We start from the raw sequence: 18,688 nt of genomic DNA on the forward strand, positions 1-18,688 counted from the left end.
TGTTTGAGTTCCGCCCTCAAGGCGGAATGAGTTCTTTTTATCTGTGGCTGGGGATTCCGTAGTATTTTCTTATGTTTTTATCGTCAGCCTAGATTTTTTTTGGTTCGTTTTTTCATCAATGGAAAAAATGAACATATAAAATTTATTTAGGACGGAAATAATACGATAGGTTAATTAATCGTGATATAACCCTTAATCGTTTTCTACATTGCGATAAATAGTTAAATTTGCTGTTCAATTAACTTTAATATAATGATGACGATAGACGATTTTAATTTTTCTGATAAGAAAGCTTTAATTCGAGTAGATTTCAATGTGCCTTTAGATGCCGATTTCAATGTGACAGACACCACGCGTATTGAAGCGGCAAAACCAACAATTATAAAAGTGCTGGAAGACGGCGGAAGTGCTGTTTTGATGAGCCACTTGGGGAGACCGAAAGGACAGGTAAAAGAAGACCTTTCCCTAAAACATATAGTAGCGAAGGCTTCAGAGATTATAGGCGTTCAGGTAAAATTTGTAGATCGTTCATCAGGAACAAAAGCAGAAGAGGCAGTAGCAGAGTTAAAAGAAGGAGAAGTATTATTGCTTGAAAACCTTCGTTTTAATGCGGAAGAAGAAGCTGGTGATGACAGTTTTGCACAGGAATTGTCAAAACTAGGGGATATCTATGTGAATGACGCCTTCGGAACAGCCCACAGAGCACATGCTTCCACAACCGTTGTGGCTAAACATTTTGGAGCAAACAAATGCTTCGGATATTTGATGGCCAAAGAGATCGACGCCATTAAAAAAGTAATGGAGAGCGGTGAAAAACCTGTTACCGCTATTTTAGGTGGTGCCAAGGTTTCATCAAAAATTACAATTATTGAAAATATTTTGGATAAGGTAGATCACCTGATTATTGGTGGTGGAATGACCTATACTTTTGTTAAAGCCGAAGGCGGAAAGATAGGAGACTCTATTTGTGAGGATGACAAACAGGAACTGGCGCTTTCCATTTTGAAAGAAGCAAAAGAAAAGGGTGTTCAAGTACACATGCCTGTTGATGTTATCGCAGCAGATGATTTTAATAATGATGCCAATACCCAGGTTGTTGCAGTAAATGAAATTCCTGATGGTTGGCAAGGTCTTGATGCAGGACCAAAAACACTGGAAAACTTCAAAGAAGTAATCCTTCAGTCAAAAACAATTTTATGGAATGGCCCAGTAGGGGTTTTTGAAATGGAAAACTTTTCTAAAGGAACTATTGCTGTGGGAGAATTTATCGATAAAGCCACAAAAAACGGAGCATTTTCATTAGTAGGAGGCGGAGACTCAGTAGCTGCGGTAAAACAATTCGGTTTTGAAAATAAAGTGAGCTATGTTTCTACCGGAGGTGGAGCGATGTTAGAAAGCCTTGAAGGAAAAACACTTCCGGGTATTGCTGCCATTTTAGGCTAAAAAACATTGTAATTAACCCCACTTAGTGGGGAAGAGCCCTGTAAAAATGCATTTACAGGGCTTTTTTATGACTTTTAACAAATAAGTTGTGACTTTTTTTTAAAAAAATACGATTTTTGCGAATTGACCATCCTATTTAATGTAATATATTGAACATGAAGCAAATAATCATGGCGCTGATGTTTAGCGCTTTTAGCATTTTTACCTATGCCCAAGAACAAATCTCTGCTACTTCTTTTATCGCGAAAGACAATAACCTTAAGGGTTCTAAAGATACAGTTGTCCTGAAAGAATCAGCTGTTGTAGAAAAATCAGCTTTGTTAAAAGATGTAGATACCACACAAATCGATGGAAAACGCTATGTGTTGTTTCATGAAGAAAAAACAGATGGTTTTAAAGATTATCCGGAGGCCAAAAGGATAGACAGCCTGTGGATGAATGAATTCCTGACCACCGGACTATACGATACCATATACACCGAGATTAGCAACCTAAAATACGATCCGGTTGCTTATACAGATCTCCATACCGACACATTGAAAGCGAGGTTGGAAAGACTGGATCAGAAAACCCCCTTCAATATAGCTTATAACCCATCCTTGGAAAGTGTTATCAAAATGTTCCTGAAGAATAAGCGCGAATTCCTGATGCGTGTGATGGCGCGAAGCAAATTTTACTTTCCTTTATTTGAACAAGCATTGGACAATTACGATATTCCGTTGGAAATAAAATATCTGGCGGTAATTGAATCAGCGCTTAACCCAAAAGCAAAATCCAGAGTAGGGGCAACGGGGATTTGGCAATTTATGTTTTCCACCGGAAAAATGTACGGTTTGGATGTAAGCAGTTATGTAGATGAACGTAGCGACCCTATAAAATCAACCATAGCGGCTTGTAAATATATGGCCAGGTTGTATAAAATATATGGCGATTGGGATTTGGCATTGGCAGCCTATAATTCAGGTCCCGGAAATGTGAATAAGGCCATTCGCCGAAGCGGAGGCTATAAAAATTATTGGAACCTCCGTCCATTTTTACCCCGTGAAACTGCCGGCTACGTACCCGCTTTTCTGGCCACCATGTATATCATGGAATATGCAAAGGAACACGGTTTTGAAGATTATGGCCTGAAAACTGCCTATTTTGAAACCGATACGGTGCATGTAAAGAAACTGGTTACCTTCGATCAGATATCAGAATATCTTGATGTGGATATTGAACAGGTACAGTTCTTCAATCCGTCATACAAATTGGACGTAATTCCTTATGTAGAAGATGAAAATTATAGTTTACGCTTGCCAAGAGAAGCTATTGGACGTTTTGTAGCTAATGAGGATACTATATATGCTCGAATTGAAAAAGAATTAGAGAAAAAGGAAAAACCGTTGCCACAGTTGACAAATACGAGTTCTCAAATTCGATATCGAGTGGTCAATGGAGATTATTTGGGGAAAATTGCCGAAAAATACGGAGTTCGTGTAAGTCAGATTAAGCGATGGAACGGACTTCGAAGTAACAGGCTTCGTATAGGACAACGATTAACGATCTACCCCAGAAAACCTGTTGTTGAAAAGCCTCAAAAGCAAGGAACGACAAGTACTGCCAAAGAATATATTGTGCGAAGTGGGGACTCCCTTTGGAGCATAGCAAGAAAATTTCCGGGAATTTCTATTCAAAATCTTCAAGAATGGAACGATATTAGTGGGAGTAAATTAACACCGGGCACCAAGCTCGTACTATGTAAATGTTAATTACACCAAAAAAGCCTAAAACAATGAGAAAAATTTTATTGCCGTTCGTCGCTATTGTCTTGATATTGTCGTGTAAAGAAGGTAACAATGAAAAATATCTTCCCGATTCCGTCGGGGCAATCAACACATTATCGGTAGTTATTGATAATGATTTGTGGAAGGGGAAAGTAGGAGATTCCATCAGGGAATATTTTGCAGCGCCGGTAGATGGGCTTCCTCAAATAGAACCTCTGTTTTCCATCCATCAAATGCCACCGGATGTTTTTACTGACTTTGCCCGAAATAGTAGAAATATACTTTTTGTCGATATAGACAGTGCTTCAGTAGCGGGGATTAAGGACGATCTTTATGCAAAACCTCAAAAGGTAGGGATCATTAAAGCATCTACCGAAGGGGAAATCATCAATAAAATTGTAGAAAACGCCCCGGAAATAATCAGTACGTTCAAAAAGAATGACATTAGGGAAAGTCAACATAGGTTTACACGGTCTTTAAATAGGGAAACAGACATAAAAGAAGAACTGGGAGTTTCCCTAACAATGCCATCCATATATAAGATCGCCAAGCAGGAAGGAAACTTCTTTTGGATAGAAAGACAAGTGCGAACAGGAACCATGAATATTTTGGTTTATGAAATGCCTTTAAACAGTATCCCAAATGATTCCACCCGTTTGGATGCCGTTATAAAAATGAGGGATTCCATCGGAGAAAAATATGTTCCGGGACGGGAAGAAGGCATGTATATGATAACTGAAAAAGCTTATGCCCCTTATGTTTTTGATGCCAAAATAGCCGGTAGGGATGCTATAGAAACCAAAGGAATGTGGGAAGTAAAGAATTTTGCAATGGCAGGTCCCTTTATAAACTATATTGTAGAAGACAAGCCTAATGACAGATTGGTTGTGGTAGAAGGGTTTACATTTGCGCCATCGGCCAATAAGAGGGATTATATGTTTGAATTGGAAGCCATCCTGAAAACATTGAAGTTTACCGATCGGTCAAAAGATGTGGCATCTTCAGGGCGGAGTGTAAAGAATTAGTCCAGTGGACGGATTAATTTAGCGAACGAGCCAACCGGCGCGCAGGCAAATAAATAGAATCGCCAGCGCACTGACAGATCCTTTCATGATTAAAAGAAGTAAAAACCGGCTCCTCCCTTCAGACGAAGGTAGGTGGATTCCGGAGCTATGCGGAGGAAGACGGAGGGTTCTGAAAACCCAAACCATAGGAAATACAGCAAACATTTGATGCTAAACGCAAAAGCTTGGGATTTTACACCCCTAAAGAGCTGCGCTCGCAAACTTCACGTCAAAATATATTTTGCCGCTCTGTTTGTCCTCAAGGGGACAATCCGTTCTTTTCCAATTAACCAATAACAATTAACAAATCACCCACCCGGCGCGAGGTCATAGAACGGGTAGATATATTGGAAGAAGTTTAAATGAGTTCATATAAAAACAAAAAGCCTGCTTGATTCAAGCAGGCTTTTTAATAAATCGTATTTTAAAAAAGAATTAATTTTCTTCTTTTTTCTTTTCTACTTCGTTGTTAGATTCCTCTTCTTTTGAAGCATCTTTAAATTCCTTGATTCCACTTCCTAAACCACGCATTAACTCAGGAATCTTTTTACCTCCAAATAACAAAAGAACTAAAATTACTACGACTGCTATTTGCCATGGTCCTATTGCTAAAAAAATGTTTGCTAAAGTCATTTGCTAAAAATTTAGATAACAAAGGTAATAAGAAAAGTGTACAAAAGACCATCTTTTTTCTTAAAAAAATCATTGCCTTTCCTGATGTAAAACTAAAATTTGTATTCTTTTGCTAAAATTTTAGTTTCTTACAGAAGAAATTTCCTGTTTTCCGCTGTGTAACAGATGGGTTGATATAAGAAAAAAAGCAATCGGGCGTTAAAAAAAGGCAAATTGTGGTACGTAAATGCTGTTATACCATCCTAATATTTATATTTGCCATACCATGAATCAGAGGAAAAGGAGAAGAAAGCAGATCAAGAAGAAACTACTGCACAAGTACAGATTGGTGATTTTAAATGAAGACACTTTCGAAGAGAAATTTTCATTTAAGTTGAACCGATTGAATGTATTTGTGTTGGGAACTCTTTTTACTGTTTTTATGATCGCTTTTACAACACTTATAATTGCATTTACCCCATTACGGGAATATATTCCGGGATATTCTTCTGCCCAGTTGAAAAGGCAGGCAATGGACCTTACCTATACGGTCGATTCCTTGAGTGCAAAACTCAGTGCCAACGAAAAGTATTACAGCAGGATACAACAAGTGCTCAAAGGCGAGATCAATACTCAGGAGATCAATAAAGATTCTTTGTTTGAGGAGTTTAAAAGAGATATACTGGTCGACGTTGATCTTAGTCCAAACAGACAAGATTCACTGCTAAGGGAAAGGGTAGCCATAGAAGACAAATACAATTTGTTTGAATCAGCCGAATCACGGTCAGACTTTGTGCTTTTTCCTCCGGTTAAAGGAACATTATCGCAAAAATACAATGGAAAAGAAAAACATTATGCAGTTGATGTGCTGGCACCTAAAGACACACCTATTAAAGCAGTAGCTGATGGTATAGTGATCTTTGCAGAATGGACTACAGAAACGGGTTATGTTTGTATTATAGAACATGCTTTCGGATTGATTTCTGTTTACAAACACAATTCATCATTGAGTATAAACCAAGGTGATCAGGTAAAATCCGGAGAAGTAATTGCCATTATTGGAAATACAGGAGAATTGACCACAGGACCACATTTGCATTTTGAATTGTGGAGCGAAGGACAGCCCGTAGATCCTGAAAATTATATAGATTTTGAATAAACTACTATGTTGATAAAGCCTTTAGTAGCACGAGTTTTTGCCAAATATGTTCATAACAAAAATGAAAAATGGATTAAAAACCCGATCACAACTCAGGAAAAAACATTCAAAACACTTATAGAAAACGGAAAGAACACAGTGTTTGGCAAAGATCATGGGTTTCATAATATTGAAAACCATTCAGACTTTGTAAAACATGTTCCGGTACGGGATTATGAAGGTTTAAAATCCTATGTAGAACGGGTTGTAGATGGTGAATCGGATATTTTATGGCCGGAAAAGCCTGTTTATTTTGCAAAAACTTCCGGAACCACGTCGGGAGCTAAATATATCCCCATCACCAAAGAATCTATGCCTTCTCATATCTATGCAGCCAGGGATGCTATCTTAAGTTATATCCATGAAACAGGCAACGCAGGAATTACAGAGGGAAAAATGATTTTTTTACAGGGAAGTCCAGAGCTTCAAGAAAAGAACGGGATCAAATTGGGTAGACTTTCCGGTATTGCGGCACATTATGTTCCCGCATATTTACAAAATAACAGAATGCCGAGTTGGGAAACCAACTGCATAGACGATTGGGAAACCAAAGTGGATGCGATTGTAGAAGAAACCTTGCCTGAAAATATGACCGTGATTAGTGGCATACCGTCTTGGGTGCAAATGTATTTTGAACGTTTACAGGATAAAACAGGAAAAAAAATAGGCGATATTTTTAAAAACTTTGAACTGTTCATCTATGGGGGAGTGAACTATGAACCTTACCGTTCTAAATTTGAAGCTTTGATCGGGAGGAAAGTGGATAGCATAGAACTTTTCCCGGCCAGTGAAGGTTTTTTTGCCTATCAGGACTCCCAAAAGGAAAAAGGAATGCTGTTGCTCTTGAACTCAGGGATTTTTTATGAGTTTATCAAAGCAAGTGAGTTTCACAGTGACAATCCGAAGCGTTTGACATTGAAAGATGTGGAGCCTGGAGTTGATTATGTGATGATCATATCGACCAATGCCGGTCTATGGGCCTATAATTTGGGGGATACAGTACAATTTGTTTCTACAAAACCGTATCGGGTTATTGTTTCGGGACGGATAAAACATTTTATATCCGCATTCGGCGAACATGTGATTGCCAAAGAGGTGGAGCAAGCCATGAAAGAAGCGACACAATCTTGCGGGGCATCGATCAATGAGTTTACTGTGGCGCCGCAAATAACTCCTGAAGGAGATGAATTGCCTTATCATGAATGGCTGATTGAATTTGAAGAAAAACCATCAGACATGGGTGAATTTGCTAGAATAATCGATGAATCCCTTCAGAAACAAAACAGCTATTATTACGACCTGATCCAAGGGAAAATTTTGCAACAGCTAAAAATCACTCCGTTAAGTAAAGGGGCTTTTAATGAATTTATGAAATCGCAAGGGAAATTGGGCGGACAAAACAAAGTGCAGCGTTTGGCAAACGACCGAAAAATAGCCGATATTTTGATGAAAAATAAATGAAGGAAATCTTTTGGACCCAAGTAGATCGATAGGTTATTGACATCAATTTAAACCTTCCTTATCTATTTCTTCAATACAACTCAACCAATATTTGAAAAGAACTCGTATTTTTGTTTTGTAAAAAAACTTATGAGTAAAATTAAAGAAAGGACAAGGGCTCAAGAATCTTCAGGAGCCATCGAGCGGATGTATATCGCCATGAGACACCTTTTCAACAGGGGCTTTTATAAGCCTATGGGGGTGTCTGGAGAAACACTTAGGGAGTCGTTATTACAGTTAAGACCTGAGATATATGGGTCGGTTGCCGAAGGGAAAGCAGAATTAAACGGACTGGTTTATATTCTCGACAGGCTACCCATCGGGATCGAGCAGTGTCGATATATCAACTTGACATCGGAAGAGGGCTACAGAAGCTCAAGCTTTGAGGTAATTATTCCACCGAAAAGAAGACGAAACTGTTACCGTATCGACGATGAACAGATGAACATCGAGATCACACGTGGAAGGTCTGATATATATGATATTCTTACACATCTCACTTTTTTGTTTATAGAATCCCATAAGATTGCCGATTCAGTATTTATCGAAGAAACCGGGGAAACCATTCGGGATTGGCAAAAACTGGAAGAAGCTACTACAAAGAAGAAACTCTCCCTTCAGGAAAGGGAAATTGCCTTGAGCCATACTGCGGGTATTTTAGGACGGACTTTTGAAGAGTGTTTGGCGGCACATAGGGTGTTTGGAACCAAAGATCAACCTGAAAGATTTCTCAGCATTGTTTTCTGGATGGGAAAAATGGCCCTTGAAGAGCTTGTAGAAGGCAATAAAAGAACCATAACCTTTAGCCCGGTGTTGCGCGAACGTTTGGGACATCATATTCACGGGGATATCTGGGCAAACAAAATTAAAAAAACACTCAAAAAACATGATTTACTGCACCGTCCCATTCACGTGATCAGTGCCAATATGCACTCTGTGATGAACTCGCTGTTTGCTTCGGCTGTGTTAAAAAAAGAGTTTAGCAGCAAAGAATCTGAATACGATGTTTATGAAATGCTGAGCGAACCCGGAAGTTCCACGCTAAGGGGAAAAGTAAGCGCTTATGCAGAGAAAAACGGAATGATAAGCATTGATGACAGATCAGGAGCCAATATCGATGTTCAAATTTTTGATACTGCAAAAATCGATTTTAACAAAATAAACTTTACTTTTGGAACTAAGCTTGAAAAGGATGAAATGCCGGTCATATTCGTGATGGACTATGCCTTTGGCGAGCAAGCCTATGAAACCATAGATGAATTTTTAAAACCGTATAAGGAAAAAGGAGAGAAAAAATCGTTTATGAATGTGGCTTCTGTCTCTATCATGGGAAAAGCCGGGATCTTAGAAGGAGGAAAAGGCGATTTGATGATCCCGAATGCTCATATTTTTGAAGGAACAGCCGATAATTATCCTTTCAAAAATGAATTGAGTGCTGCCGATTTTGAAGGAAATGGACTAAAGGTGTTTGAAGGGACCATGATCAGTGTTTTAGGAACGTCTTTGCAGAACAAAGACATTTTAAAGTTCTTTTATGAAAGTACATGGAATGTGATTGGTTTGGAAATGGAAGGTGCGCATTATCAAAAAGCAATTCAATCGGCATCCAGGATCCGTAAGAGCATTTCAAAAGATGTAAAAGTGCGTTATGCGTATTATGCATCAGATAACCCATTAGAAACAGGAAGTACATTGGCTTCCGGAGGTTTGGGGATCACAGGGGTAAAACCCACATATTTAATAACAAAGAAAATTTTAGAACAAATATTTAATAATCAATCAGCATGAGTCAGAATGTTCAGCCCAATCAGAACAACCCATCGGAGGAAATAGATCTGGGGCAGCTTTTTAAGTTGATCGGAGATGGATTTAGAAAGTTTTTCAACTTTATCGGGAATATTTTTAAAGGGATTTTCCACCTTATCATTTCGTTTTTGTTGTTTATCCAAAGACATATTATCAAGTTTGTCATTGCAGGTGTAGTAGGAATCGTTGTGGGGGTTATTTTGGATATGAAAAAAGAACCGAAATATATCTCCAGTATGGTGGTTGAACCTAATTTTAACAGTGTGCAGCAGCTATACAACAACATCAATTTTTACAATGGATTGGTAGAAGCTGAAGATTCTGTAGCTTTATCGGAATTGCTGGAAATTGAAGTTGCTGAGGCGGCCTCGATCAAAGAAATCGAAATTGAATCGTATTCCGACGAAAACCAAAAGTTGCAATTGTTTGATGAATTTATAAGAAGCTTGGATACAACGACGCGTAAGGTTATCGATATGGAAGCATATTTAAAAAATTTTAATGCACTTGATGCACGTTTCCATAATATTTCTATTGTTGCAACAAATAGCCTTGTGGCTAAGAAAACACAACCGGCGATTATAAAATCCATTTCTCAAAATGAATATTTTAACCAGCAAAAGAATACCAAAGATGAAAATATTGAGCTGGAGGTAAGAGTTTATAATGAACAATTGACTGAAATAGATTCATTGCAGCTTTTGTACAAACGTGTCATGGAAAAAGAAGCGGATAAACCTTTGCAGGGAACCAATATAAGTTTGGGTGAAGGCAGAACGGAAGAAAATAAAGAGTTGGCGTTGATCAATAAGATTGACGAAATAAAACAAGGGCTTGTTCAATTGAATCAGGAGAGAGCTAATAAATCAAATATTTTGAATGTAATCTCTGAATTCCCGAGAAGTGGAGTTGAACGAAAAGGAATATTGAGAAGTTATAAGTTCTTGATTACTGTTGCTTTACTCGGACTTGTGTTACTCGGACTTTCAATCTTAGAATTGAACAAATTCCTTAAAGAATACGCGAAGAGTAAAAATCAGGGGTAACTGGAAAAATAGGAAATAATAAGGGTGTCTAAAAAGTCTTGGAAACTTTTGTCACACTGAGCTTGTCGAAGTGTAATGAAAATCAAATCGTCTTCGACAGGCCTGCCTGACGGCAGGCAGGCTCAGACTGACAATTTATGTAAAAACAGTCTTTTTAGACACCTTCTTGTTGGAACGCAGCTGATATATTCAAATACAAAAAAGAAAATCCTATCGTTAAGGCGATAGGATTTTTTGTATCGTGTTGTTTTTAACAGTCTATGCAGATTGTGTTTTTTCGTTTTCGCTAAAGATTTTCATCTGTCTCATCCAGTAAAAGAAAGCGACAAAACCTATTGTGATGAAAATCAAATTGATAATGTTAGACAACCACCAGCTGTCTAAAAAACGTAATGCGTTCAAAGGAACAAACAAAACATCTTCAAATAAAGACTGAATACCATAGAAAAACTCACTCATCAGTAAAAGAAATATTAAATTTACAGTGCAAAAATACAAAAACCTGTCATGATATCAAGCATTTTTGGAAGAACTAGCCCTATAAATTTTCTAATACTGACTGTGTTTGTGTTTTTATTTATGATAATCACCTATGCGTTCCATTTGGACGTGTCATTTGGTTTAGGCTTGGTTGTTAAGGCTGTTTTATCGTTGATCATTATCTTTTTTACACTTTTTTTGATTGATTTTATCGATAAGAAAAACCATTTGTCCGATAGAAACTCATACATCAGTCTCTTCTTTGTACTTATACTTTGTCTTTTTCCGAAGATTTTTCATGAAACCAATATGCTGATCTCCAATTTTTTTGTGCTTTTAGCTTTTCGAAGGGTGATCAGTATGCGTTCTAACCGGGATATGGAAATTAAGATCTTTGACGCTTCTCTTTGGATTTTTGTCGCTGCGTTTTTTTACAGTTGGGCTATTTTTTTCATTGTGTTGGTGTTTTTGGCTTTGTTTTTATATAAAAAGAATGATTACAGAAACCTATTGATCCCCTTTGTTACCCTGTTTGTGGTTACGCTGCTTGCATTCACCTACTTTTTCTTGAGTGATAATATGGAAGGTTTTTTATTGATGTTGAATTTCTCACCCCAATTCATCATCGAAAAATATGTAGATATAAAGTATATTGTGCCTTTGGTTTTTATGTGTATCATGGGTTTGTGGGGGCTGTTGTTTTTCTTTCTGAAAAAGAAAAGTAAATCTTTTAAAGCCCGTGTTCCTGGACTGTTGGTTTTTTCGACTTTGGTGATTGCTATTTTGGTGGCTGTCGTGTCTGAAAGTGCTAATACTTCAGAATTGATCTATGTAGCTTTTCCTATAGCTGTTATGATGGCAAAATATGTAGAATGGATTAAAAAAGAATGGCTAAAAGAAGCCCTTATATGGATGTTTGTTCTGGTTCCATTGGCGGTTTTATTTCTGTAGCTTTTCTCCAAAAGCCAAATCTCCTGCATCTCCCAAGCCCGGGATGATATATCCTTTGTCGTTTAAAGTGTTGTCAATATCCCCAATCCATAATTGGGTGTCGTCGGGCAGGCGTTTATTCAGAAAGTCGATTCCCGCTTGGGCTCCGATAGCAGAAACCAAATGAATTTCTTTAGGTAAACCAACTTTGCTAAGGGCTTCATAAGTAGCTAGCATGGATTGGCCTGTGGCCAACATAGGGTCGGCGAGGATCAATACCTTGTTATCAAGATCTTGAGAAGCGAGGTATTCGACGATAATTTCAAAATCGGTTTCTGAGGTATGATAGCGATAAGCAGAGATAAACGAACAATCGGCCCAATCAAAATAATTCAGAATACCCTGATGGAGTGGAAGTCCAGCACGAAGGATAGAGCAAACAACCAAAGTATCGTCAATCGCATGGGTTTGCTTTATTCCCAATGGAGTTTTGATTTCTTTTGATGAATAATGTAACTTTTTGCTAAGCTCATACGCCAAAACTTCACCAATACGCTCTAAATTCCTTCGGAACCGCATACGGTCTTTTTGAATGTTTACATCCCGTATTTCAGCAATAAAAGCATTGAGGATTGAATTTTCTTCTGAAAGCTTATGAATATGCATAATTCTTGGTCTTGTGTTAGTTGTTCTATAAACCCAAAGAGCGCGTAACTCTTTACATAAATATTTATAGAGAGGGATATGATGGGGGTATTCTAACCTGCCATAGGCGGGTGGCACATATTGTTTCGGACATCACTCAATAGTCCCCATAAATTGTTTGTCTTAATTTCAAATCTCCCTCAGTAAGTAAAGTTAAGAATAAGAAGTATATTTGCGTTTTAAAAGATAAAAATATGTTTTCAGCAAAAGCCAACAGCATTTTTCAGGATGCTATTGCTACTTATAAAATAAAAAATACAGTAGATCAAGCCTTTGTAAACAAATATGATAAAGACAAAGACCTTATCGCACATTTGTTGTACAGAAAATGTTGGATAGACACGGTTCAATGGGCTTATGAGGATATTATCCGGGATCCGGATATCGATCCTGAGGATGCTTTGACCTTAAAACGAAAAATCGACGCATCAAATCAAGACCGAACCGACACGGTAGAATATATAGACAGTTATTTCCTCGAGAAGTATAAAAATGTTGAGGTAAAACCCGATGCTAAGGTCAATTCTGAAAGTCCGGCATGGGCCATTGATCGCTTGTCCATTCTTGCCTTGAAAATTTATCATATGGAGTTGGAAGCCAAGCGCGAAGATGCCTCAGAAGAACACCGAGAGGCTTGCCAAAAGAAGCTGAATGTGTTGTTGGTACAACGCAAAGACCTTTCAGCAGCAATAGATGACCTGCTTGGTGACATCGAAAAAGGCGATAAATACATGAAGGTGTACAAGCAGATGAAAATGTACAATGATGAGGAATTAAACCCGGTATTGAGGAAAGCAAAATAATTCCTGCGACTTGTGCCAACCGTAGCGTTGGTAAGGCAGGAATCCCAATAACAGTAACCCTTGAAGGGTTTCGAAACCCTTCAAGGGTTCTTCATAAAACCCTATATGTAAACCCATGCCAAAAAAACCAAAACACATTCTCGTCATCCGCCTCTCTGCCATGGGGGATGTGGCTATGACAGTTCCTGTCTTGAATGCGTTTACAAAACAATATCCCGACGTAAAGCTTACTGTTTTGACCCGTGCTTTTTTCGCTCCTCTTTTCCAAAACATAAAAAACGTGAATGTTTATTCGGCTGAGGTAAAAGGGAAACACAAGGGAGTGACGGGTTTATACAAACTTTCCAAAGAATTAAAACGTTTAGATATTGATGTGGTTGCTGATTTGCATAATGTACTGCGGAGCAATATCCTAAAACAATTCCTTTTCAACCTTCCTTTTAAAAAAATTGACAAGGGAAGAAGCGAGAAAAAATCGCTTGTCACCGGAAAGATATTCAAACAACTTAAAACGACCCACCAACGTTATGCCGATGTGTTCGGGGCTCTGGGCTTTCCAATCGATTTATCGGAACCCATTTTCCGCCCGGCGGAAGAACTAAGCGATTCCGTTAGGGAAATTGTCGGGGAAAAAGATGGGAAATGGATAGGAATTGCCCCTTTTGCAGCCCATGAAGGCAAAATGTATCCCTTGGATTTGATGGAAGAGGTGATCGCAACACTTTCTAAAACGTATAAATTATTTCTCTTCGGAGGAGGGATTGAGGAAGCAAAAACACTTTCAGCAATAGAAGAACGACACCAAAATGTGAAAAACCTTGCCGGGAAATTCACTTTTGAAGAAGAGTTGCAACTCATTTCCCATTTAGACCTGATGCTTTCGATGGACAGTGGTAACGGACACTTGGCAGCCATATTTGGCGTAAAAGTGATCACGCTTTGGGGAGTAACTCATCCCTATGCTGGATTTGCCCCCTTTCATCAGGATAAAAACAACGCTTTGCTGTCTGATAGAACACAATATCCGTTGATTCCAACATCAGTTTACGGGAACAAAGCCCCTGAAGGCTATAAAGAAGCCATGCGTAGTATCGCTCCGGAAGAAGTAGTTAGAAAAGTAGGGCTGAGCATTAAGGAAGGTGTCTAAAAAGTAATTCAAACTAGATTTTGTCAGTTCAAGCAATGCTCGAACTGACAAGAAAAGGCCTTTTAGAGACCCTCTAGCAAACCTGCCTATCGGCAGACAGGTGGGCCGGGAGGCGTATGGACATAAAAAGATCATTTTTTTAGCCAATTAAGGAAAGTTTAAATTAGTTCATCATTAACCAACCATAAAAAATGAAGAAATCACTATTATTTTTATTACTTATAGTGCAATCTGTTTCGCTCAGGAAACAAACTATAAGACGATCAGTAATATTCCCTATTACGATAAGGCTACAATTGATTCCGATACTTATATTGAGGAGCGCTGTGTTTTGGATCTGTATTATCCAACCGATATAAAAGATTATCCAACGGTCGTTTGGTTTCACGGAGGCGGCCTCACAGGAGGGTCTAAAGAACTTCCAGAAGCCCTTAAGAACAAAAAAATAGCCGTAGTAGGAGTGAATTACCGTTTGAATCCAAAGGTAAAGGCCCCAAAATACATTGAAGATGCCGCTGCTGCAGTGGCTTGGGTTTTTAAGAATATTAAAAACTATAACGGTGATCCAAACCTCATTTTTGTGTCGGGACATTCTGCTGGCGGGTATCTAACGAGCATGATAGGCCTGGATGAATCCTACCTAAAAGCCTTTGATGTGGATGCAAACGCTATTGCCGGGCTGATACCTTTTAGCGGACATACCATCACGCATTTTACTGTTCGAAAAGAGCGGGGGATTCCAGGGACACAAGCTATTGTAGATAGCTTGGCCCCTTTGTACCACGTTCGTGACGATGCGCCTCCTTTATTGTTGATTACCGGCGATCGCGAACTGGAAATGCTGGGCAGGTATGAAGAAAACGCCTATTTAATGCGAATGATGAAGGTGGTGGGCCATAAAGAAACTACCCTCTATGAAATGGACGGCTATGGACATGGAATGACACAACCCGCCTTTCCATTACTGATCAATGAAGTACAACGGATTGTAGAAAGAAAGACGGAGCGTGGGCAAATTCTCCCTATGAAGGGGGATTAAGAGGGATGAACACAACTATTAGTAAGCCCTTCAAGGGTTCGAACCCTCGTATGTTTGACCATTAATTAATACAAGGCTAAATTTACAACATTAATAAATTAAAAGGGCCGGAAAGGGGTATGATAAGAACCCAGACAACTATTATGTATGTCCGCTTCAAGATAATCATCCTTTCCGGTAACCCTTAGGAGTCTCCACAGTATCTAGAGACCATTCCGAAGGATTGGATCTCGTATCAACAACGAGGAAAGACAACAGGGGGTGCCCTTTTTAAAAAGAGGTTTATGGGGGATTTATTTCAATCGGTAGGGATCGACATCGCAAAAGAAAAGTTTGATGTCTGCTTTAAAGAGATTAAGGGAAAACGTAGCATTATCAAAGGGACCAGGGTTTTTGGCAACAGTTCCAAAGGTTTTGAGGCTTTTCACCAGTGGTGCGCAAAACGCAAAAGGGAGAACGCTTCTCTGGTCTTCGTAATGGAAGCCACCGGGGTTTATTATGAAGAGCTGGCGTATTACCTGTGTTCAAAAAAAGAAAGGGTCTATGTGGAGCTCCCCCAAAAAGTGAAATATTTTGCCAAAAGCCTTAATATTAAGACCAAAACAGACAAGGTAGACGCCAAGCTTATTGCCGATATAGGCTTGGAACGGCCCCGGTCATTGAGTCCATGGAACCCGCCCAGTGAAGGGTTCAAGGCAATAAGGGATGTGAGCAGGCAGCTTTCACAGCTCAAGAGATCAAAGTCGGCGGTCTCTTCACAGCTTCATGCCTGGAAAGCGGCCCATGGCACGATGGAGGAAGTTGTCAAGGCCACTGAGGAACACCTGGGTCTGTTGAACCAGCTCATCCACAAAACAGAATCGCTGTTGCTCAACAAGGTAAAACAAGACAGGGGGGCTTTACGAAAAAGTGAGCAGGATAGCCCAGGTCAAGGGGTTGGGGGTGATTGCCGTAACAAGGGTGATTGCTGAAACCAACGGGTTTTTATTGTTCAACAGCATCCGGCAGTTGGTCAGTTACGCCGGCTTGGATGTGACCCAGGACCAATCGGGCCAGTACAAGGGGAAATCAAGGCTCTCAAAAAAAGGGAACGCACACCTGCGGGAAGCGCTCTATATGCCAGCCCTTTGCGCGGCAACGCATAATGAGAACCTAAAGGCTTTTTACTTCAGGTTAAACGAAAAGTTCAATCACAAAAAACAAAGCTTGGTGGCGGTTATGAGAAAATTGCTGATATTGATCTATACCTTGTGGAAAAGTGGCCAAGAATACAATCCACAGCACCAATGGCAAGAAAAAAGACGGGAGGCCTCCCTCCCGCCACTAGATAGTCACTAAAAAGCGACTTCTTTAAGGTGTAAAATTATAAAAAATAATTTGGATTTAAACACAGTATCTTGAAGGGCTCAACTTTTCCAATTAACAAACCCGCTCTGCAAACGTCTCCTGACTTTGCGGCAATTAAAATTATTAAGTTATGTTAAACCCTTAGCGACCCTAGCACATTTCTTTGCGCTCCTTGCGGTTAAGCTTTACGCACTCACACTCCAATTAACACTTCTATCTTCGTACTTCTACCTTCATACTTCCCTACACATCATCATAATCAATTTCAATGCTATCGGTAAGCGGATGTGCTTGACAGGTAAGAATAAAGCCTTCTTCGAGTTCACTGTCGGTCAAAATCTGATTGTTGACCATTTCGACCTTGCCTTTTTTCAATCGGGCCATACAACTGCTGCAAATACCACCCTGACACGAATAAGGAGCATCGATATCTTCTTTTAAAGCGGCATCGAGTACCCGTTCTTTATGATCCATAATGAATTCAAATTCCTCTTCATCAACCAAAGCTTTTACTTTGGTTTTTCCTTCAGGGATATCATCCGGAGCTTCGTGGTCGTCTGTTGAGGTAAAGTGTTCCACTTTTATTCTATCCTCTTCAATTCCGTTGTCCGATAGTGTTTCTGAAAGGGTGTTCAACATTTCTTCGGGCCCGCAGATATAAAAAGCATCAAAGGCAATGTCTTTGTATTTGTTTTTCAGTAGATAATTAATGGTAGAGCGTTCAATACGTCCAAACATAACCCCTTCTTCCTGTGACTGACTGAAAAGAAAATGAAGGTTAAGCCGTTCGGGATAGGTTTCTTTCAGTTTAAGGATGTCGTTATAAAACATCGTGTTTTCAACGGTTTTATTTCCATAGGCCAATAGAAAAGAGCTGTCCGTTTTTTCCAAAACTGTTTTCATGATGCTCATAATGGGAGTGATGCCACTACCGGCAGCAAAAGCAGCGATGGTTTTGTCGTTCCCGCTTTTCGGGTCGAAAATAAAGCGACCATCCGGGGGATGTACTTCAAAAGTATCACCGGCGGAGATGGTTTGCGCGTATTTTGAGAAAGTACCGTTCGGCATTTCCTTGATCCCTACAGAAATGTTTTTCACATCTGGACTGGAACAAATGGAATAAGACCTGCGGAGTTCTTCTCCGTTAATTTCTTTTTTGATAGTAATGTATTGCCCGGGTTCAAACTTGAACTCTGAACTCAAGTTTTCCGGTATCTCAAATGTAATAACAATAGATTTAGGGGTTATTTTATCAACTGCTTTAACAGTAAGCGTATGAAAATGGATCATTTAAAAATTTTTGGCAAAAATAGGCATTGAAACCTCCATATAAAATTAGATTAAGAAAAATTTATTAATGAATTCAACGAATCTTCCATTATTCGGTTAAATTATTTATCAGTTTGTCCCTGTTATTTATTTGCAGATAAAATTGAACCCTTCTGGGGTTCTTGTCCGAATGTATCTATTGAATCCCAAACTGCACTGTGTTTGTTCGGGTTTATTAAAGTCTAACCCCTTCGGAGTTCAATTTTTTAGATTTAAAAAAAGCTGTTAGAGGTCAGTATTTAAATACGTATCTTCAATCATAGTAAATATATTAAAAAATGGACATATTTAAAGGGCAAAACCTTCTGGAGTTCTCCGATCGCTTTAAAACCGATGGAGACTGCAAAGAATATCTAGCATCGATTAAGGCAAAAATTGCATATAAATGCACAAGATGCAATCATAATGCTTATCAAAACCGTAAAGGTTTTTCTCGGCAATGTAATATCTGCCACCATATAGAATCAGCCACT

The 18,688-nt window shown here is 39.0% G+C and carries 17 protein-coding genes and 1 pseudogene; 14 read left to right on the forward strand and 4 right to left on the reverse strand.

Annotated features, from left to right (window positions below):
* The first annotated feature begins 252 nt into the window (after positions 1-252).
* The 3 genes from OOZ15_RS04020 (at position 253) to OOZ15_RS04030 (ending at position 4,234) form a co-directional block, all read left to right on the forward strand.
* Positions 253-1,443 (forward strand): phosphoglycerate kinase, encoded by a 1,191-nt coding sequence (locus OOZ15_RS04020; protein ID WP_265954505.1) that lies wholly within the window; start codon positions 253-255, stop codon positions 1,441-1,443.
* Between the two features lie 155 nt (positions 1,444-1,598).
* Positions 1,599-3,194, forward strand: a complete 1,596-nt coding sequence (locus OOZ15_RS04025) for a LysM peptidoglycan-binding domain-containing protein (protein WP_265954507.1) — start codon at positions 1,599-1,601, stop codon at positions 3,192-3,194.
* Between the two features lie 23 nt (positions 3,195-3,217).
* Positions 3,218-4,234: a DUF4837 family protein gene (locus OOZ15_RS04030; protein ID WP_265954509.1), complete on the forward strand. Its 1,017-nt coding sequence runs from the start codon at positions 3,218-3,220 to the stop codon at positions 4,232-4,234.
* Positions 4,235-4,708: 474 nt separating this feature from the next.
* On the opposite strand, the gene tatA is transcribed toward OOZ15_RS04030, so the two are convergent.
* Positions 4,709-4,906: a twin-arginine translocase TatA/TatE family subunit gene (gene tatA, locus OOZ15_RS04035; protein WP_265954510.1), complete on the reverse strand. Its 198-nt coding sequence runs from the start codon at positions 4,904-4,906 to the stop codon at positions 4,709-4,711.
* Between the two features lie 265 nt (positions 4,907-5,171).
* On the opposite strand from tatA, the gene OOZ15_RS04040 reads away from it, so the two are divergent.
* The 4 genes from OOZ15_RS04040 to OOZ15_RS04055 all read left to right on the forward strand — a co-directional run bounded on the left by OOZ15_RS04040 (position 5,172) and on the right by OOZ15_RS04055 (position 10,435).
* A complete protein-coding gene (locus tag OOZ15_RS04040; protein WP_265954512.1) occupies positions 5,172-6,044 on the forward strand; it encodes a M23 family metallopeptidase in 873 nt (290 codons plus the stop codon).
* Positions 6,045-6,050: 6 nt separating this feature from the next.
* Complete coding sequence (locus tag OOZ15_RS04045; RefSeq protein ID WP_265954514.1) at positions 6,051-7,544, forward strand: GH3 auxin-responsive promoter family protein; 1,494 nt, start codon at positions 6,051-6,053, stop codon at positions 7,542-7,544.
* Between the two features lie 129 nt (positions 7,545-7,673).
* Complete coding sequence (locus OOZ15_RS04050) at positions 7,674-9,371, forward strand: DUF6909 family protein (RefSeq protein ID WP_265954515.1); 1,698 nt, start codon at positions 7,674-7,676, stop codon at positions 9,369-9,371.
* Entirely contained in the window at positions 9,368-10,435 is a 1,068-nt protein-coding gene (locus tag OOZ15_RS04055) for a hypothetical protein (RefSeq protein ID WP_265954517.1), read from the forward strand. The genes OOZ15_RS04050 and OOZ15_RS04055 overlap by 4 nt, the downstream gene beginning before the upstream one ends.
* A gap of 258 nt (positions 10,436-10,693) precedes the next feature.
* On the opposite strand, the gene OOZ15_RS20250 is transcribed toward OOZ15_RS04055, so the two are convergent.
* A complete protein-coding gene (locus OOZ15_RS20250) occupies positions 10,694-10,894 on the reverse strand; it encodes a DUF6341 family protein (protein WP_265954519.1) in 201 nt (66 codons plus the stop codon).
* A gap of 48 nt (positions 10,895-10,942) precedes the next feature.
* Between OOZ15_RS20250 and OOZ15_RS04065 the strand changes: the two genes are divergently transcribed.
* Entirely contained in the window at positions 10,943-11,866 is a 924-nt protein-coding gene (locus OOZ15_RS04065) for a DUF6427 family protein (RefSeq protein ID WP_265954520.1), read from the forward strand.
* Here the strand turns inward: OOZ15_RS04065 and upp are convergent.
* On the reverse strand, positions 11,855-12,511 hold the full coding sequence (gene upp, locus OOZ15_RS04070; RefSeq protein ID WP_265954521.1) for a uracil phosphoribosyltransferase: 657 nt from the start codon (positions 12,509-12,511) through the stop codon (positions 11,855-11,857). The two genes, OOZ15_RS04065 and upp, sit on opposite strands and share 12 nt — an antisense overlap.
* Before the next feature lie 233 nt (positions 12,512-12,744).
* Between upp and OOZ15_RS04075 the strand changes: the two genes are divergently transcribed.
* The 5 genes from OOZ15_RS04075 to OOZ15_RS04095 all read left to right on the forward strand — a co-directional run bounded on the left by OOZ15_RS04075 (position 12,745) and on the right by OOZ15_RS04095 (position 16,877).
* Positions 12,745-13,353 carry a DUF4254 domain-containing protein gene (locus tag OOZ15_RS04075; protein WP_265954522.1) on the forward strand — a complete coding sequence of 203 codons (609 nt, stop codon included), beginning with the start codon at positions 12,745-12,747 and terminating at the stop codon, positions 13,351-13,353.
* A gap of 115 nt (positions 13,354-13,468) precedes the next feature.
* Complete coding sequence (locus OOZ15_RS04080) at positions 13,469-14,500, forward strand: glycosyltransferase family 9 protein (RefSeq protein WP_265954524.1); 1,032 nt, start codon at positions 13,469-13,471, stop codon at positions 14,498-14,500.
* A gap of 331 nt (positions 14,501-14,831) precedes the next feature.
* Entirely contained in the window at positions 14,832-15,539 is a 708-nt protein-coding gene (locus OOZ15_RS04085) for an alpha/beta hydrolase (RefSeq protein ID WP_416337307.1), read from the forward strand.
* A 284-nt stretch (positions 15,540-15,823) separates the two neighbouring features.
* Complete coding sequence (locus tag OOZ15_RS04090; protein ID WP_265954526.1) at positions 15,824-16,510, forward strand: IS110 family transposase; 687 nt, start codon at positions 15,824-15,826, stop codon at positions 16,508-16,510.
* Entirely contained in the window at positions 16,482-16,877 is a 396-nt protein-coding gene (locus OOZ15_RS04095) for a transposase (RefSeq protein WP_265954528.1), read from the forward strand. Before OOZ15_RS04090 ends, OOZ15_RS04095 begins: the two co-directional genes overlap by 29 nt.
* A gap of 252 nt (positions 16,878-17,129) precedes the next feature.
* Here the strand turns inward: OOZ15_RS04095 and OOZ15_RS04100 are convergent, their stop codons facing one another.
* On the reverse strand, positions 17,130-18,176 hold the full coding sequence (locus tag OOZ15_RS04100) for a ferredoxin--NADP reductase (RefSeq protein ID WP_265954530.1): 1,047 nt from the start codon (positions 18,174-18,176) through the stop codon (positions 17,130-17,132).
* Positions 18,177-18,493: 317 nt separating this feature from the next.
* Here OOZ15_RS04100 and OOZ15_RS04105 point away from each other — a divergent pair.
* Positions 18,494-18,688 (forward strand): annotated as a pseudogene (locus tag OOZ15_RS04105) (IS1595 family transposase); the annotation flags it as partial.

It is taken from the genome of Galbibacter kalidii (assembly GCF_026241135.1).
Lineage (GTDB): Bacteria > Bacteroidota > Bacteroidia > Flavobacteriales > Flavobacteriaceae > Galbibacter.

What these genes read in the sequence shown, in the direction of transcription:
- OOZ15_RS04020 (WP_265954505.1), top strand. Translation starts at nt 253, where the DNA reads ATGATGACGATAGACGATTTTAATTTTTCTGATAAGAAAGCTTTAATT.
- OOZ15_RS04025 (WP_265954507.1), top strand. Translation starts at nt 1,599, where the DNA reads ATGAAGCAAATAATCATGGCGCTGATGTTTAGCGCTTTTAGCATTTTT.
- OOZ15_RS04030 (WP_265954509.1), top strand. Translation starts at nt 3,218, where the DNA reads ATGAGAAAAATTTTATTGCCGTTCGTCGCTATTGTCTTGATATTGTCG.
- tatA (WP_265954510.1), bottom strand. Translation starts at nt 4,906, where the DNA reads ATGACTTTAGCAAACATTTTTTTAGCAATAGGACCATGGCAAATAGCA.
- OOZ15_RS04040 (WP_265954512.1), top strand. Translation starts at nt 5,172, where the DNA reads ATGAATCAGAGGAAAAGGAGAAGAAAGCAGATCAAGAAGAAACTACTG.
- OOZ15_RS04045 (WP_265954514.1), top strand. Translation starts at nt 6,051, where the DNA reads ATGTTGATAAAGCCTTTAGTAGCACGAGTTTTTGCCAAATATGTTCAT.
- OOZ15_RS04050 (WP_265954515.1), top strand. Translation starts at nt 7,674, where the DNA reads ATGAGTAAAATTAAAGAAAGGACAAGGGCTCAAGAATCTTCAGGAGCC.
- OOZ15_RS04055 (WP_265954517.1), top strand. Translation starts at nt 9,368, where the DNA reads ATGAGTCAGAATGTTCAGCCCAATCAGAACAACCCATCGGAGGAAATA.
- OOZ15_RS20250 (WP_265954519.1), bottom strand. Translation starts at nt 10,894, where the DNA reads ATGAGTGAGTTTTTCTATGGTATTCAGTCTTTATTTGAAGATGTTTTG.
- OOZ15_RS04065 (WP_265954520.1), top strand. Translation starts at nt 10,943, where the DNA reads ATGATATCAAGCATTTTTGGAAGAACTAGCCCTATAAATTTTCTAATA.
- upp (WP_265954521.1), bottom strand. Translation starts at nt 12,511, where the DNA reads ATGCATATTCATAAGCTTTCAGAAGAAAATTCAATCCTCAATGCTTTT.
- OOZ15_RS04075 (WP_265954522.1), top strand. Translation starts at nt 12,745, where the DNA reads ATGTTTTCAGCAAAAGCCAACAGCATTTTTCAGGATGCTATTGCTACT.
- OOZ15_RS04080 (WP_265954524.1), top strand. Translation starts at nt 13,469, where the DNA reads ATGCCAAAAAAACCAAAACACATTCTCGTCATCCGCCTCTCTGCCATG.
- OOZ15_RS04090 (WP_265954526.1), top strand. Translation starts at nt 15,824, where the DNA reads ATGGGGGATTTATTTCAATCGGTAGGGATCGACATCGCAAAAGAAAAG.
- OOZ15_RS04100 (WP_265954530.1), bottom strand. Translation starts at nt 18,176, where the DNA reads ATGATCCATTTTCATACGCTTACTGTTAAAGCAGTTGATAAAATAACC.